Below are 18,330 nucleotides of genomic sequence, written 5' to 3'. Positions count from 1 at the left end.
CAACTACAAACAAAAAATTTATTATAACTAATTATCCAGACATGGTATCAGTCAAAAATTATGCCTGGTAAGTATCTAGAAAAATCATCTTTAGATTCGCCTGAAGAGGAAGAATCTTTACAGAATTACTATATATACTTAGCAAATCAGGGAGACAAATAATATATGCAAAACACTCCTGTTATTCAACTAATAGATGAAGCTGAAAATATAGCAATCAAAGGTTCATTGTGTCAGCAAGAAGGCAAATTAGAAGAGGCTGTTTTTTATTATCAACAGGCACTGAATGATAATCCAAATTTACAACCAGTTCATTATAATTTAGGTATTGTACTGTATCAACAGGGAGATTTATTAGGAGCATATCAGAGTTATAAAAAAGCAATTGCCCTCGAACCAGATGATGTTAATGCTTATTATAATCTGGGCATTGTCTTGCAAAATCAAGGTTTATTAGCAGCAGCAATTGATAGTTATAAACAAGCAATAAATTTATCAAAAATTGAGAATAGTAACCATTTAGATTCTGTAGTTAATTCCTACAGTAATTGGGGTTGTATTTTGCTACAGCAGGGTCAAGCTGATACAGCAATTTCTGTGTTTAAAAAAGCTTTGTTACTGAAACCAGATGATTTTACTATCCATAATAATATTGGTCAAGCTCTGTTACTGAAAGGTCAACTAGAACAGGCAATAGTCTACTTTGAAAAATCCCTAAAATTAGAACCTCGATTTACCATAGCTCGTCATTATATTGGTAAAGTATATCAATTTCGGGGATTACATCAAGAAGCGGTTGAATATTTTCAGCAAATCATAGAACTAGAACCAGAAAATATTACGGCTTATACTGACAGTGGTTATTCTCTCATGGAACAGGGAAAACTGTCGGAAGCAATGACTCATTTACAAACAGCTATTAAGAATAATTCGTTTGTTGAAGGTTATTGTAAATGGGCTAGTTTATTAGCAGAAAGTACAGATGAATTAGACAAAGCGAAAGTAGCCTGCGCCAAGTTTTTAACTACCCTACAAAAATATAATTCCCAAACTTCATCATCTCTGACAGAAATTTCTCAATACTTAGTAGAAACCTACTTACATTTAGGGAATGTTTCAGCCGAATATGGCAGTCATAATCAAGCAGAGTTTTACTATAAAAAAGCTTTAGATATTCAACCAGTAGCGGCAGAGTATTATCTTAAGCTAGGTAATAGTTTAGTTGAGCAAAGTCGGATAAATTCAGCAATTATTATTTATCATATGGGATTAGCTATTTATCCTAATCATCCGGAAATATCAGAGAATTTGCAAAGTTTATCAAAATCAAAAAAATCTCAGAAAAAGCAGAAATTATTATCATCTTCCTGTCAAGGATTAAACTGTCAACCATGCTTACGAGGAATTTTTAAACAGTTTAATCCTATCCACTTAGGAAATAGAATTTATAGTTGTTCAGAAAATCCAACAACTGCAAATATTGCAGGCAAAAATAATTCATTAAAAATATTAGAACCAGAAACATTTGTAGCGAAATTACCACAAGGTAAGGCATGGATTGTACCCCAGAAAAATTCCTGGATGATTTGTAATTCTATAACAATTATTAATCGAGATAATCAACTTGAAAAAGAACTCTCCCGCGAATATCCAGGTCAGTTACCAGGATGCAAAAATTATGATGGAAATAAACATCGAATTTTTGAATTAGAAGAACTACCAAAATTAGAAAAAATAGATGGTACAGTAGCAGTATTATCAGGATTATCTGGCAATGTCTATTTTCATTGGATGGTTGATATATTGCCGAGGTTAGAAATCCTGAAAATTCATGGCATAGATTTAGAAGAGATAGATTGGTTTTTAGTTAATAGTTATCAACAACCATTTCAACGGGAAAGTTTGAAAATATTAGGCATTCCTGAAGAGAAAATTCTTGAGAGCGATCGCCATCCTTATATTCAGGCAAAACAATTAATTGTGCCTTCATTTCCCGGATATTTAGGTTGGCTTCCATCCTGGGGTTTAGAATTTCACCGTCGGGTATTTTTAGAGAGAATAAAACAGGAAAGGAAAACCGAAAATCAACCCAGAAATTTTTATCCAGAACGGATATATATAAGTAGAAATAATTCACGATACAGACGAGTTTTCAATGAAGAGGAAGTTATATCGAAGTTAAGTCAACTTGGGTTTGTTTGTATTGAGCCAGAATCAATGACTTTGACAGAACAAATAGCCATATTTGCTCATGTCAAAGTGATTATTGCTGCTCATGGTAGTGGACTGACAAATATTATGTTTTGTCGTCCGGGAACTAAGGTTATAGAATTAGTGTCACCTAACTATATAAGACATTATTATTGGGCGATTAGCCAACAACTCGGACTTGAGTATTACTATTTAAAAGGAGAGGATTTTACTTGTTATCCCATCCGTCAATTAATGTATCAAAATCCTCTCACGGAAGATATTATCGTTAATCTTAATTCCTTAGAAAAAGTTCTGAAAATTACTGGTATTGTCGAAAATACAAAAATACTCGAAACAGTTTTCAGTGGTGAGGTAAAAGCATCTATTCAGAAATATCAACAATTAGCCATCAGGGAAAATTTATCTGACCGACAGAGCAACCCACCTATTAAAACGGTAGATAAAAAAATGTCATCAAAAGTTAACTCCCGACAAATTGCTGCTGAGTTACATCAACGAGCAGAATTATATTTAAAGCAAAAAGAATTAGAATCAGCAAAAACAACCTGCGAACAAGCCTTAAAACATCAACCAGATTATGCACCTGCTTGTAAAACATTAGGCAATATTCTTCATACTCAAGGTCAATTAGAAACTGCCTGGTATTGGTATACAAAAGCAATAGAATATCAGCCAAATTTCGCTGAAGCTTATGTGAATTTAGGCACATTATCTGTTCAAAAAGAACAGTGGCAAGAAGCAATAAGCTATTATCGAAAAGCCATAGAAATAAAACCAGAATTAGGAGCAGCTTATCGAAATTTAGCCAGAGCTTATGAAAAAATAGGCAACCACACTGAAGCGGCAGAATGTCGTAAACAAGCTTACTCTTTAGAACCTGGTAATCAAAAAATAGATAGACCAAATAAAATCACAAAATCAAATTCAGAATTATCAAATGAAGCAACCAAAATAGCAATTCCCAGTGATGCCACAGCTACCTACAAAAGCCTAGGCCAAATGTTGCAATCTCAAGGGCAAATAGAGGCAGCTTGGCAGTCCTATAAAAAAGGTCTTTCTCTACAGCCAAATGACCCAGAAATTTATCTAAATATCGGCAGTTTGTATGCTCAAAAGCAACAATGGACAGAAGCAATTCAATGCTATAAAAAATCCCTTTCTATAAACCAAAATTATGCCGATGCTTACCGGCAACTAGCTACAGCTTGGACAAAAATTGGCAAGCAAACAGAAGCTTATAATTGTTGGTATCGAGCTTATACTTTAGAACCAGAAAAAGCTACAGCAGAAGAACATTTAATATTAGGAAATACTCTGCTGCGACAAAACATAATTGATAAAGCAATATCCTGTTATTGTCGGGCGATAGAATTAAATCCAAATTTATTAGGAGCTTACGAAAATCTAGGGGAAGCATTAAAGCTGCAAGGAACAAAGAAACCTAATACACCAGTATTTCCTAATCATTGGCAAAATCCAGCAAATTCTCTCAATTTACTAACAGCAGAAAATCATCAAAATAGTCAAGGAATAATTCAACAGGTTAGGGCTGAAAATGCAATTCATATCGTTCAGAAACTCAAAAATTTTGAAAGAGTTGTTAGTGACCTAGTAAATACAGTCACATCAGCATTTAATTTAAAAAATGACTTATCTGACAATTATCTAGAATCATCTTTATCTCTGTTAGAAAATAGTCAGCCTCAGCTCAATGGAAATTCTACAGGAATTATCCAAACTGTACATCCCAACAAACCTCTAATCGTCGAGCCAGATTTAACTAATATTTATTGGAATCTAAAGGGAGAAAAAATGATTCTAAATACTCCAAAGCAAACTAACAACAAACAGATTATTCACTCTGCTTTAAAACCAGACGAAATTCCCCAAATAAACCAGACAATACCTATAAATTCGACACCTGCTTTACCACCTAATGGTACGGTAAATATTTCTGATATTTATATTCAGGAAGCTCAAAAATATTATCAGCAAGGATTGTATGAACAAGCAATTTATCAATGTCAGCAAGCTATTTCTATCAAAATAGATGAAGTAGCAGCTTACATAATTATTGGAAATTCTCAGGAAAAAATTGGGCAAATACAAGAAGCAGAGAGAAATTACCGAACAGCTCTTGAAATTGAGCCAAATAATGCCTCAATTTATAAACAATTAGGAAATTTGTATGCTGAAAATAAATCTTGGCAGTCAGCAATTGCTTGTTATCAAAAAGCAGCAGCAATTCAACCAAATGTAGCTGATAATTATCGCCAATTAGCCAAAATTTGGACTGAGTTAGGTCAAGCAAAAGCAGGAATAGATTGTTGGTACCAAGCTTACTCTCTAGAACCGAAAAAAGTAACAGCTAACGACCATTTTAATTTAGGAAATAAATTGTATAGGCAAGGGCAAATTACTCAGGCAGTATCTTGTTATCAAAACTCTATAGAATTAAATCCTAATTTTCCTACAGTTTACTATAACCTTAGTGTTGCTTTAAAACATCTTGGCAGATTAGATGAGGCAGTTATTTATCACCAAAAAGCCAAGGAAATATGGGCAGATAAAAATCAAGCTCGGGACAATTTAAAGGTTGAGATGAATTCTCGTATCTCAACCAAATTAGAAATTCCACACCAGAATAGTCATCAACCAAATACAGCAGAAATAAAACTGGAAAGTCAGAAACCACAGCAGTTAGATCGGGCAGTGCAAAATCAGAAAAAATCTACTCAAAAAGAACAAATCCAAGAAATATTAAAAGAAGCCAAAACTTATTATTTAAAAGGATTATTTGCAGAAGCGATCGCCTCCTGTGAAAGAGTAATTAAAATCAAACCAGACCCAGAAGCTTATCAAATAATGGGAAAAGTTTTTCAAGATAAAAATCAAGTAGACAATGCTATTAATTTTTATCATCAAGCGCTGAAAATAAATCCTAACTTAGCTGGTGCTAATTATGATATAGGAAAAATATTAGCAGTGCAGAAAAACTGGCATGAAGCTATTCATTATTATCGGCAAGCTTTATCTTTATTACAGTTAGACTTAGATACTCAAACATCAATAGGATTAAAACCCGATATTTGGGAAGTACATCAACAATTAGGAGATGCTCTACAAGAGATTGGTGAAATAGAAGAAGCTGTGAAAATTTACCGTAAAGCTCTTAATTTAACTAAAAATTAGAAAATTTCCGGATTAAATAAAAAAAGCTAGAAAATTCTAGAATGAACTAATTTTAGGTTCGGGTAAATAGTTATATAGCAATCCTAAATAGGTTGTAACATCTATCGTAGAGGTTTGGTATCTAAACCCAAGGGAAAATGGGATTAAAATACCAAACCCCTAAAGTTTTTTTGTACGAATCATTTCATATTGCCATATACCAATTATCATACTTGTTAGATACAAAATTATAGGTTTTAGGGAACGGGCACCAAGAGAGGGAATAGGAAAGAAAAAAAGATAGGTTTAGCTTACGTAGAAACACTATAAGTATTTTATACCAAATTTGGATAGTTGTTAGGGTTTGGGAAAAATACCAAAGTATAAATATAACGTAGTTGTCACTCTAAAGTATTAAGGTATGATATAGCGCTACGCGCCAGTCAAAAGTTAAAAGCGAGTACGTAATTCTGACGTCTCCATTTCCTGCGAAAGACTACGCCAACAGAATGTAAGACGCACTCAAGACAGTCAAAAGTTAAAAGTAATCTGTGACTGAGTTTTAGCATTTACCAATCTCCTAACCTAAATGCGTAGTGCTATAGTTATTAACTTTATCTAATCATCTTTAATTCCCTCCTTTTTGTCTATTCCTTTTGCCTGCGCCAAGCTATGTATTTTGATGACTAAAAAATATCGTAATTAAATTAATTTACTATGCTAATAGACACAAAAACCGATACAAAAACTGAAACTATGCAAGACCCTAAGTATGCCAAAACCCACTATAGATTAGGGCAAATTTCAGCCCAACAAGGAAAATTAGAAGAAGCTATTACTTCTTACCGTACAGCTATTGAAATCGATCCATACTTTACAGAAGCTTACTACTCTTTAGTCAATATTTTAGTCAACCAAAACCTGCTAGAAGCAGCAGTAACTCTCTCTCAAAAATTAATTGAACTTCAACCAAATCTATGGCAAGCTCATCATAATTTTGCCCAGATATTAATTAAACAAGAAAAATTTTCTGGGGCAATTTCAGCTTACCGCCATGCCATAGAATTAAACCCAAACTCTTCTCTGTCTTATTTTAAATTGGCAGAAGTATTAGTAAAAGTAGGGCAACTTTCCCAAGCAATAAATGCTTACCGTAAAGCAATTGCAGTAGACCCAAATTTTGCCGATGCTTATCAGTATTTAGGTGATGCTTTAGTAAATACGGACAAGAAAGAAGAAGCAATTAAGATTTATAAAAAAGCAGTTGAAATTAAACCTGAATTATGGGATGTGCATCACAAATTAGGTAATTTATTGCAAGAAAAAGAAGAGTTAGAAGCAGCCGTTGTTGCTTATAATAAATCCATAGAATTCAAACCAGATTTTTCTTGGTCTTATAATAATTTAGGTGATGTTTTAGTTAACTTAGAGCAATGGTCAGAAGCAGCTAAAGTTTATCGCCAAGCTACTAAATTAAATCCTGATTTTGCTTGGGGTTATTATAAATTAGGGGATGTTTTAGTTAATTTAGAAAAATGGTCAGAAGCGATCGCTGCCTATCGTCAAGCAGTAGCGATCAACTCTCAAGCACCATGGTATCTCTACAAGTTGGGAGCGCTTTTGCATCAACAGGGTGAGTTTGAGGAAGCTGTTGGTTATTTGCGCGAAGCAGTAAAACTTAAAACAGACGCGCCTGAATTTTTTCTTGGTTTGGGAGCAGTCTTAGTTAAGTTGAAGCAATGGTCAGAAGCGCAGGAGTATCTCCAGCAGGCGATCGCTAATTCTACTGACTCTTTCGAGACTTCCCTTTCAGCAGAAGCGTATTATTATTTGGGGGTCGCTAAGTCTGAGCAACAGCAGTGGTCGGAAGCAATAGAATTTTACCGTCGCAGTTTAGAAATAAGTCCCGATGGAGGCGACTGTTGTTTAGCTTTAGGAGAAGCTTTAGATAATTTGGGGCAATGGTTGGAAGCAGCAGAATATTATCGTCAGGCAGTGGTTTTATCTGGGAATTCAAATCCAGTTATGTTCCGTTTAGGACAACTATTGGAGAAGTGGCAAAAAGAGACAAAAAATGTTAAATTATCTCCAGAATTAGATGTTAAACAAGAGAAAATTGCAGATTTATCAGGAGAAATTTATGGTTACCAGAAAGCAGTTACTCAAGAGCCGAAAATAATCTTATTTACGCCTTATTACAAAGCTAAACATTCTGAAAGACAAGAGGAATTAATTTATTGTCTGAAAAAAAATACCCAATGTGATGAAATTGCCAAAATTATCCTGGTAATAGATGACGAGCATATCCCAGAAATCGACAGTCCTAAGATTGAAATTGTCAAAGTATCTGCCAGACCTACCTATCTTGACTGGGTAGAATTAACCGAGAAAAAATGTCAGAACAAAATTTCAATACTTGCCAATACCGACATCTATTTTGATGAATCTATTGCCCGCATCCGAGAAATATTTGCTGCCGATCCACAAGGATTTGTAGCATTAAGTCGTTATGAAAAAGAAGTCGGAAATCAAACATTACATAAAAGTCCTCATTGGTCACAAGATGTTTGGGCTGTTTCTGGAAATTTTAAATTTACAAAATCCTTTAAAAATTCTCTGAGGATTTCTTTAGGAGTGCCTCGTTGCGATAATAAAATTGCTTACTTATTTGCCATTCATGGTGCCCCAGTTTATAATCCTTGTCATCATATTAAAACAGTCCACGTTCAGGAAAGTCAATTAAGATATTATGATAAATATGGTGATACTAGCATTTTAGGGGGTACTGCATGGGTTTACCCAAGTATTGTTATTAATGAACCATCTAAAATACAAATAGATTTGTGGACATTAAACTCATCTAATATGAGCGGATTACAAATCAATAAAACATGGGATTCTTTAAATAAAAAAAGCCAAAATAAAGAAACTAAAAAATTAGAAAATAGCGAAAAAGAAAAATCTAAGGAAAAGAAAATAATCCATAACGTTTTAGGATTTGACTCTGATTGGCAGTACCCGGCAATTACAGAAAAATATGCCTATCAAATGGCAAATAAATTCTTAACCAAAGATAACTTTGAGCAAAATGTTGTTTATTTTGGATTTCCTTGGGCAACACTGATAGATCGACTATTTCACAGTCAAGATAAAACCGAAGTCAACGCCTTAATAGAACATTTGAACAGCTTTCAAGATGAACTGAAAAAATACAAAAAAATTATCACAGTTTGTCAACATATCCGAATGTTAGAATTTGAATATATTTTTGACGAAGTTGGGATTACTGATATTTTTTGGTCACATACAAAAAAAGACCAAAATGTTCTCCCTTCTTATTCACAGATTTCATTGCATCCTTTCCCTCTTTATCCCGTACAAGCAATTGATATTGAGGCAAAAGAAACAGACAAAAAATATTTATACTCATTTGTCGGAACTCGCCCGAATAAATCTTATTTGACAGATTCAAGAACCAAAATTATTGATTCCTTATCAGACGATTGCCGAGGATTAATAATAGCAAGAAATCAATGGCATTACAACAAAATTGTCTACGATCATCAAATTCTCAAAAAGGTGAAAAATGATGATGGTCTTGTAGACAACTTCGCATCAGAAGAATTTAAACAAGTGATGCAGGAAAGTGTATTTGCCCTTTGTCCGTCTGGTTCTGGTCCGAATTCGATTCGTCTCTGGGAAGCTATTGGTTTGGGAGCAATACCAGTTGTTTTAGCTGACACTTACTTACCCCCTGGCGATCGCTCACTCTGGGATGAAGCAACAGTCAGTTGTTCCGAAAATTTAGAAGATATCAAAGCGCTACCCGCTCGCTTGGCAGAAATACAAAAAGACGATGCACTCCTCCACAGAAAACGCGAAGCACTCAAACAACTGTGGATGAGATATGGAGCAGACTGCTTTGTATATGACATCACGAAATTATTTTTCCAATATGCGTCGGGCGATATGGGAGCAACAAAACCCAAAACCAAAGCATCTAAAGGTTTAAAGAAAGTAACTAATTTGTTAGCAACTAAAAAATTAACCAAAGAAGAGTTCAAACCATCCTATGTTTGGCCTAACTCCACATTCCCATTCAGGTTATATTATGACAACCCCAAGTGCAGAATTTTCATCATTGAAAACATCCAGCACAACTGGAAATGGATGGCGGAATGTCATGAACGCTTTCGGAAAACAGATTTCTTCTTCGTGATGACAGGTTGGTATCAAAGTCCGACTTTTGCTGATGAAGCGGAGGCAATTTTTTCCGTACTCAAATTAGATAAGAAACAATTTTTCTTCATGTATAATTCCCCCCAGGAAATGAAAAACTTTGCCGATAAAGGTTTTCAAGGGGATGTCATCAACCAAAATGCTTGGCTAGATGAGAAGGCGATCGCCCAGCATCTTGGGAAAGAGAAAATATACGATGGCATTTATGTAGACTTTAACAAAAAATCTAAACGCCCTCAACTGGCAGCTCAAGTTTCCCCATTAGCACTGGTGACAAAAGCTAATCATGGAAAAGCTTTTGCGGATACACCTCCATACAAATATCTCAACGAGCAACAACTTTCGGAAGCAGAAATGTGGGAAAAAATTAATCAATCTCATTGTGGTTTAGTATTATCCGCAGAAGAAGGAGCTTGTCAAACTTCCAGCGAATACCTATTGTGTGGCATACCAGTCGTATCCACATTTTCCCTTGGAGGTCGCGACGTCTGGTATAACGAACATAACTCCATTATTTGCGAGGCAACGCCAGAAGCGGTTGCATCTGCAGTAGAAAAATTTGTCCAAAACCCTCCTGATGCACAAGGCATTCGTCAGCAACATATAGAGCAAGCAGAAGAGTACAGAGCAAAATTTATTCAGGTAGTAGCTGATGTTTTTCATCGCTTTGGAGTCGTTGATGTCGAAGCATCAAGCTATTTTCAAAAGAATTTCTATAACAAAATGAGGAAAAACGAAAACATTAATTTTGTCAAATCTCTTTTTGTTTGAAATTAAATAGCGGTCAGGAGCATAATTGGCTCGTAGTTGGGCTTTAGCCCTAAGATAAATATTTAATGGGCTAAAGCCCAACTACAAACAACAAGTTAATTAAAATAATTAGAGGCAAAAAAACTCTATGAAAGTCGTAAATTCAGAAACTAAAAATATCGGTAAACATGACTTTAAACCCTCCTATACTTGGCCGAACCCGGCCTTCCCATTCAGGGTGTATTACGAAAGTCAAAAATGCAGAATTTTTATTATTGAAAATATTCAACACAATTGGAAATGGATGTCTGAATGGCACCAAAATTTTCGGAAAACAGACTTTTTTTTCGTTTATTGTGGTTGGTATCATAGCCCTTCTTTTGCCAAAGAAGCTGAGAAAATTTTTTCAGTGCTGAACTTAGATAAAAAGCAATTTTTCTTTCTATATAATTGCCCCCTAGAAATGGAAAATTTTGCAGCAAAAGGTTTTCAAGGAGATGTAATTAATCAGAATGCTTGGATCGACGAAAACTTAGTTATGCGACCTTTGAATCTTGATAAAATTTACAATGCTATTTATGTAGGTCGTCGCAGTGCATTTAAAAGACATTTTCTCGCTTCTCAAGTACCTCAATTAGCACTTATAGCAGGAAATAATCATGGAAATACTGCTTCAGAAATTCCTCCTTATAAATATTTGAACGATCGCCAATTATCATCAGAAGAAGTATGTGAAAAAATTAATCAAGCTTACTGTGGTTTGATTTTATCTGAAACTGAAGGTGCTTGTTTTGCCTCCAGTGAATATCTTTTATGTGGAGTACCTGTTGTTTCTACACCCTCAAAAGGAGGGCGTCATGTTTGGTATGACGAATACAACTCAATTATTTGCGAACCAACGCCAGATGCAGTTGCTTCAGCAGTAGAAGAATTTGTCCGGAATCCACGATATCCAAAGCGCATTAGACAAAAGCATATCGAGGAAGCACAAAAATACAGAACAAAATTTATTAATGTTTTGACCGATATTTTTAATCGTTTTGGTGTGGTTGATGTAGATCCAGGTAACTATTTCCATGGAAATTTTTTCCATAAACTTAGAAAGTCTTATAAACCTAATTTTCCAGAAATTTTTGGCAATTAATGATTATTTTTTTAGTTTTAAATCTAGTTAAATCCTATCAAACTCATAGACAATGAACAATTAAAATAATATCAAATCGGGTAAAAATAGACAATTCAGCAACCTGTATTTTTGGCAACTTTTTTTGATGTCAGATACAAACCAAAAAACTACAAGAACATTCAATTTATTAATGCTATGGATTTAAGTCAAGTTTTATTTATACATGTCCCTAAATGTGCTGGATCTGCCTTTAATCATATTAAAGGAGGATCTCTTTTCAAAAAAGTACATAGTATGAACTATGAACATAAGGCATGGGACATAATAGTTAAAAAAGGGTATACCGATTACTATAAATTTGCTTTTGTTAGGAATCCATATGATCGCTTTGTATCATTGTATTTTTATTTCCATCAAATGCAACCAAATCATTGGGCTTATCAATACGATCGCGCTGTGGTTGAGACTATTCAAGAATATGAATCATTTGAGTCGTTTTGTTTGGGATTTGATAAGTTTAAATTTAATAAAAAATTCCATTTTAAAAATCAAACAGATTGGATAGCTAATAATGATGATATTTTTGTCGATTTCTTAGGAAAGGTTGAATCTATTGAGACAGATTTAATTAGATTATGTAAAATTCTAGAAGTTCCTCAAATAGATACAAAGAGCAAAAAAAATAATTCTAATCATCAACACTATGAAAAGTATTATAATGATGAACTTAGAAAAATTGTCTCCAAACTCTACGAAAAAGACTTTGAATTATTAGATTATGAAGCTTAAATCAAAGATACTCAAATAAATGCAAAGGAGATTATAGATTACTAATAAGAAAAGTGTTTGATAAAAATAATGTCCTATATGTAGATTTTTCTGAACTTTTTACAAAAAAAGAACTAGAAAATTTTTGTTCAGAGAAACGCGAGCGGTACTATACCATTTTATAATATGCCTTACTATTCATCTAATTTTTTTTCTTCACATTTTAATTTTTTAAATATCAAAAGACGTCTTTATGAATATCAAGATGTCCTAGTATGTCCTCGTTCTGGTTGTGCTTTTAATTTGCAAAGAGAGCCAATTATTGAAACTCTTCACGATTTTTTATTTTGGAATCCATCGATTTTAAATGTTAATGCAAAAAGTAACGACTTGGAAAAAGAGGTTGATAAACGAAAGCGGATGCTTATCAATCCCTTACAAGAAAAAATTCGACTGGATTTGAAGGAGCACAATATCTTAAACTTGGGAAAAAAGATTACTGGAATACATTTGCTATCCGGTTTTGGATGGTATCCTTTCGGTCATTTTTTTGACTATTTACAAAAATTATTTGTAATGGAGAATAGAAAATACTCTTCACCATTAGTTCTTCATTCCAGGAGTTACGGAATAAACAATTTCACCGATCACTTCAATGCTTGTGGTATCCCTAACGATATGCTATTCGAGTGTAGGCATAATTTTCCTACTATTTTGGTTAAAAAACTCGTTTATGTTCCTCCTTTCATCCCAGCAAAATTGACTCCAGAAACCTCAAAATGGATAGCTGAGAAATATACTAATTATTTTGTTCATCAAGCTAAATTTAAAATTAACGAAAATCAACGTTTTTTTCTCTTTTTAGATCGACATAAAGTTAGACCAGGTTCCCGATCTATCATTAATTACTCTGAAGTTATGTCATGGGTAAAATCAAAAGGTTTTAAGATTCTTGACGGAACAGAATCTCTTGCTGAAATAGTCTTTTATTTTTCACAAGCTAAATTTATATTTGGAGCCCATGGCTCTCTATTTGCAAATACTGTTTTTCTTCCACAAGATTGTAGTATTGTAGAATTTTGCTCCGAGAAACGAATCGATAAAAGCTTTTTTATGAAACATAAAATTTGTCAAAATTATCATTGGTTAAAATCCGAGTCTGATCAGAAAAATAATGTTTATGTTGATATTAATTTAATGGAATCATATTTTAATTCCTCATCCATTAATACCTAGATAAATGACAAGTGATCGCTATTTTTGACTTTTGTTATTTCTCTGTTCCAGCGATTTTCAGATAAATTAAACAGTTCTAGGGAACTTGGATACAAAGTCTCTTACAATATATGTAATATGATCGGTTATTTCTCAAAATATAAATAAATCAGGCATTGGATATTTCCGGGATGAATTGTAGGTTGGAAGAAAGAGGAAATATAAAGATTCATCCTTTAATTCAGCAACACCAAAAATTTTTCATATTGTTCATCAAACTAAAATTAATTGAAATACAGGAACTACAAAATAATGGTCAATTATTCAGGATATAACACTATTTTAGTTGTGTCTCACAGACGTTCAGGAACTCATTTTACTATTGATAGTATTAGACATAATTTTCCTTCAGTAAATAATCAATTTATAACGTTGGAAAGAATTCTCCCTAATCATCAAAATCCAATGAATTTAGATGAATTTAAGTCTTATCTAGACAACAAAAGTGAGAAAATAATAATTAAAACACATTTAACTCCATTCGAGATAGATAAAATAGCATATCCTGATGTGAAAAAAATTATTCAGTCGATATTTGATCGATCAAGAATTGTATATGTTGTTAGAGATGGAAGAGATGTGCTTAATTCTTTATTTTATTATGTAAGTTCGTTTAGTAAGAGAACAGAAAAACTTACATTTACAGAATTTTTGAAACAAAGTTATGAAAACAAGAAGAAAATCAATAGAGTTGAATATTGGCAGCTTCATGTAAAAAGTTGGTTGGCTCAAGAGAATAATATATTTATGTTGAAATATGAATCTTTGGCTCAAGATTTCAATGATGTTGTACAACAATTGGAACGTTATTTAGAAATACAAAAAAATCAACAAATATACAAGCCAGAATTGAAAAGTAAAAGCTCATCTGCTGTTTCCCCTCGTAAAGGACTAGTTGGAGACTACAAACAAAATTTTTCTGAAGATGATATAGCTTTTTTCAATCATACTGCTGGTGATTTGCTTAAGAATTTAGGATATGAGTAATATCCATTACCAGCAATAGGGTTAATTTTGACAAAGATTTTCAGATAAATTAAAATTTTTAGAGACCTTGCATCCAAGGTCTCTTATTATATATATATATGGCAAAATAGCAATATGATAGAGTAGTGCCAAAATATTAAGGATAAAGGATGTTATTATTTCTGATTCTTTCTCAGAAGTAATCCCAGTTTATAAGAAACCGGGTTTATGGAATACAAATGTCACCAAGTTTAGGGCATTTGATATAAACCTGGTTTCTATCCGTTAAGTTTTTAGCTATCATTGATTAGATTTCCTAGACATTACTATCCTCACTAAATAATGTGTCTAAATTACGATAACCGCTAACAATCCGAACAATAAAAATATCTGCATTATGAGTATAATAAAAGATAATATAATCTCTGACTAAAAACCCTCGTAAATTAGGTCTAATTTCTGCATATGATTTCCCCAGATTCGGAAAATTAGAAAGTAACTTACATTTTTGGCGAATCGCATCAAATAGGTTACTAGCTGAACGAGGATTATTTTTAGCAAGATAATCACAAATTTCATTAATGTCTTTAATTGCATCCTCAGAAAATTGATACTTGGCCATTATTCTAATCCATATTCATTTTTTAATCTAGCTTGTAACTGCTCAAAAACTAATTCGCCATCTGTCACATTTCCTGCTAAAATTTGCTCAGTTGCGCTATCAATTTTTTGGCGTAATTCCTCTAATTGACTATCGACTTCGTTATGTTCTTCAGCTAAAATAATGATTTCCACTTTTTGACCTGCTGGAAATGGCAAATCTGATAAAACTAAGTGCTGAGGATTATCAATTATTACATATTTTTTGTAAGCATTCATTGATTTGATTAACTCCTTAATATGTCTGTTGGCTTAGGCATTTCTCTTTATACTATATCATAATCATAGGAAGTAAAATCAGTTGAGCGTCAGGCAGTCAAAGTCAGGCTAAATCCAACAAATAATTTCTAACAATTTTACAGATATGAACAACTTAAACATTTTAAAATCTCCCTATTTCTGGTGTTTCTGCTTTACCATAATTTTCCTGTTATCCCTAGACTTTTGGTCATGGAAACAAACAATATCTTTTTCATTTCTCCATCTCCCATCCTGGGTTTTCTATTTTATCGGTTTGCAAATTATCCTCGCCTGTGCTATTTTTATTTTCTCTCAAACTTTCTGGAAATCTGAAACTGAAGAGGAAAATTAATCATGGTCGAAAACCTAATTCCCTACCTATTTATTGGTGCATATTTACTCTCTACTTTAATCGTTGGAATTATTGGTTATCGTAGCCAACAAAATACACCAGAAGATTACTTTCTAGCAGATAGAAAAATCGGTTCCATAGTTCTATTTTTTACCCTCATTGCCACAAACTTTAGCGCCTTTGCTTTTCTAGGACTTTCTGGTGCTGGTTATCGCATTGGCATAAGTTATTATCCCATGATGGGATTTGGTACTGCCCTCGTCGGAATTACATTTTATTTTATCGGTTATAAAGTTTGGCTTTTTGGCAAAGAAAAAGGTTTAATTACTCCCTCAGAATTAATCGAAAATCGCCTCCCCAGTCAACCACTTAAACTACTATTTTTAGCCGTGATGGTAATTTTTACCATACCTTATTTAACCCTACAACCAATCGGTGGCGGTTATATGATAGAAAATTTAACTAATGGGCAAATTCCCTATTTTTGGGGAGCGGCTTTTTTGACTTTCATCATTGTCTTATATGTGTTTGTCGGCGGAATGAAAAGTGTAGCCTTAACCGATGTTTTGCAAGGGGTATTAATGTTTGTTTTGATTATAGTTGCATTAATAGCTATCTCCCAAAGTATCGGTGGCTTTACTGAAGCTAATCAAACTGTTTATCAACTTAAACCAGAGCTTTTTTCTCGTTCTGGCACGAATAATTTTTTCACTCCCCACAAATGGTTTAGTTATATGTTGCTTTGGGGTTTAAGTGTGCCAATGTTTCCGCAAATGTTTATGCGGTTTTATACTCCCAAAACTGCTAATTCCCTCAAACTTTCTGCTAGTTTATATCCATTAATTACTTGCACAATGTTTATTTGTCCCGTTTTAATTGGAATGTGGGGTCATATTAATTTTCCCGATTTAGTCGGAAAAGAAGCAGATAGAATTTTTCCTATGATGTTAAATGAATATACTTCAACTGGCATTGCTTCATTAGTAATGGTAGGAGCATTGGCAGCCTTCATGTCAACCCTTGATTCTCAACTTTTAGCATTAAGTTCCATGATTACTAGGGATATTTATATTGTTTATATTCGCCCCCAAGCTTCCCTAAAAGAACAAACTTTTGTAGGCAAAATTTTAATCGTTATTTTAGCAATAATTGGTCTAATTTTAGCAGCAAATCCTCCGGCAACAATTGCAGCGATCGCTACTCAAGCTTTTACTGGTTTAGCAGTATTATTTCCTACAGTTATTGCTGCTTTGTATGGAAAAAATATTTCACCTCTGAGTTGTATAATTTCGATTATTTTTGGTGAAATGGCAGTTATTGGTTTTCAGGTAGGGATTATTCCTAAAAGTTTGGCTTTAGGATTTCTGCCAGTAGTGCCGATAGTGGTAATTTGTAGTTTAATTATTGTCGTATTTTCGCTTAAATTTTTTCATTCCGTCATACTTAAATAATTTCTCATTTACCTGTTGTTTATCTAAATATATATCTAAACATAATTATTGTCAATCTAGAAATTATGGAAGTTTATGGAAGTTTATGGAAGTTTTATATTTCGATCGGATTTTTGATGAACTATACTTTTCTAATAGAAATATCGGAATTGCTAGCTTTCTGAACATTTCACAATTAGATACACAAAATATTTGGCGTTGGTAAATTCAAAGATGAATTAGGCAGGAACGGGTACATCTCCAAACTTGAGATAATGAATTAAAAGTCTGATGGAATGCTTCAGCATCTCTACAGAGCAAGGAATAGCACAATGTTTTGCGGTGCAGTCGAGCTAAGTAGTGTCGTAAACGAGTATTTTCTCCTTCTACCCTCGTCATGTAGGTCTTACTGATAATTTGGTCTTGCGACCGAATAAATACTTTATAAACAGGATTTCCATCACTGAAGAACGAAATAGCATTGCCAACAAGCGTTAGCGAAGCTTTGCGTTAGCAATCGCTTGCCAGAGCCAAATAGAAAGTTTCAGCACTACGGTTTCCGATAACCCAACCGAGAATTCCTGGCCGAAAGTGGTCTACCACTGCTCCATTTCCAAACTTTATTTTTTTTTTGAGACAAAAGTTTGTAACTCATACATATCTCCAACTTCTGGGATTACTTCTGAGTCATAAGCATCAGGTAAAAGTTTTCCTACCTGTCTGACCCAATTAATAATTGTGCTATGGGCTACCCCAGTCACTCGGCTAATCCCCCGGAACCCCATACCATTGACATACATTTTTAGACATAAAGCTTTGGTATCCAGGCTATATCCAGGTTTGTTATAGACTTCTATAAACTGGCGACCACATTTAACGCAGATATAATTTTGCTTGTCTCCGTATCGGACTATTTTTGCGGATATGTTTACTAGCACACTCTGGACATTGCATAGACTTAATTTATTCAGCACTATCTACATATTCCATTTTGCCCTACCCATCCTACGAGTAGATTACTCAGTTCATCTTTCCATTTACCAACGCCAAAAGTCAAAAGTCAACTGAATAAAACTGAACTTTAACCTGAATAAAACTGAACTTACCTGAATAAAACTGAACTTACCTGAATAAAACTG

General features: G+C 33.7%; 9 protein-coding genes and 1 pseudogene. 7 read left to right on the top strand and 3 right to left on the bottom strand.

Annotated features, from left to right (window positions below):
* Nucleotides 1-165 precede the first annotated feature (165 nt).
* From ACP6PM_RS29825 to ACP6PM_RS29800, 6 genes are all read left to right on the top strand, one after another.
* Nucleotides 166-5,406, top strand: coding sequence for a tetratricopeptide repeat protein (locus ACP6PM_RS29825; RefSeq protein WP_426590504.1), 5,241 nt, complete (start codon nucleotides 166-168; stop codon nucleotides 5,404-5,406).
* Nucleotides 5,407-6,102: 696 nt separating this feature from the next.
* Nucleotides 6,103-10,395 (top strand): tetratricopeptide repeat protein, encoded by a 4,293-nt coding sequence (locus ACP6PM_RS29820; RefSeq protein WP_426590503.1) that lies wholly within the window; start codon nucleotides 6,103-6,105, stop codon nucleotides 10,393-10,395.
* A gap of 283 nt (nucleotides 10,396-10,678) precedes the next feature.
* Entirely contained in the window at nucleotides 10,679-11,518 is an 840-nt protein-coding gene (locus ACP6PM_RS29815) for a glycosyltransferase (protein ID WP_426590502.1), read from the top strand.
* Nucleotides 11,519-11,629: 111 nt separating this feature from the next.
* Complete coding sequence (locus tag ACP6PM_RS29810; RefSeq protein ID WP_426590501.1) at nucleotides 11,630-12,289, top strand: sulfotransferase family 2 domain-containing protein; 660 nt, start codon at nucleotides 11,630-11,632, stop codon at nucleotides 12,287-12,289.
* 165 nt (nucleotides 12,290-12,454) lie between these two features.
* Nucleotides 12,455-13,504: a glycosyltransferase 61 family protein gene (locus ACP6PM_RS29805; protein ID WP_426590500.1), complete on the top strand. Its 1,050-nt coding sequence runs from the start codon at nucleotides 12,455-12,457 to the stop codon at nucleotides 13,502-13,504.
* Nucleotides 13,505-13,795: 291 nt separating this feature from the next.
* Nucleotides 13,796-14,530, top strand: coding sequence for a sulfotransferase domain-containing protein (locus ACP6PM_RS29800; protein WP_426590499.1), 735 nt, complete (start codon nucleotides 13,796-13,798; stop codon nucleotides 14,528-14,530).
* Nucleotides 14,531-14,825: 295 nt separating this feature from the next.
* On the opposite strand, the gene ACP6PM_RS29795 is transcribed toward ACP6PM_RS29800, so the two are convergent.
* Nucleotides 14,826-15,131 carry a type II toxin-antitoxin system RelE/ParE family toxin gene (locus tag ACP6PM_RS29795; RefSeq protein ID WP_426590498.1) on the bottom strand — a complete coding sequence of 102 codons (306 nt, stop codon included), beginning with the start codon at nucleotides 15,129-15,131 and terminating at the stop codon, nucleotides 14,826-14,828.
* Entirely contained in the window at nucleotides 15,131-15,388 is a 258-nt protein-coding gene (locus ACP6PM_RS29790) for a hypothetical protein (RefSeq protein ID WP_426590497.1), read from the bottom strand. The genes ACP6PM_RS29795 and ACP6PM_RS29790 overlap by 1 nt, the downstream gene beginning before the upstream one ends.
* Nucleotides 15,389-15,763: 375 nt before the next feature.
* Between ACP6PM_RS29790 and ACP6PM_RS29785 the strand changes: the two genes are divergently transcribed.
* The gene (locus ACP6PM_RS29785; RefSeq protein WP_426590496.1) at nucleotides 15,764-17,212 is read left to right on the top strand and encodes a sodium:solute symporter family transporter; all 1,449 of its coding nucleotides are present in this window, start codon (nucleotides 15,764-15,766) and stop codon (nucleotides 17,210-17,212) included.
* A 218-nt stretch (nucleotides 17,213-17,430) separates the two neighbouring features.
* On the opposite strand, the pseudogene ACP6PM_RS29780 reads toward ACP6PM_RS29785, so the two are convergent.
* Nucleotides 17,431-18,145 (bottom strand): annotated as a pseudogene (locus ACP6PM_RS29780) (IS1 family transposase).
* Between the last annotated feature and the right edge of the window lie 185 nt (nucleotides 18,146-18,330).

The sequence above is a fragment of the Dapis brunnea BLCC-M229 genome (assembly GCF_050015995.1).
Classification (GTDB): Bacteria; Cyanobacteriota; Cyanobacteriia; order Cyanobacteriales; family Microcoleaceae; genus Trichodesmium.
The sequence above is the reverse complement of the archived record's forward strand: the minus strand, read 5'-3'. Positions and strand labels throughout refer to the sequence as shown.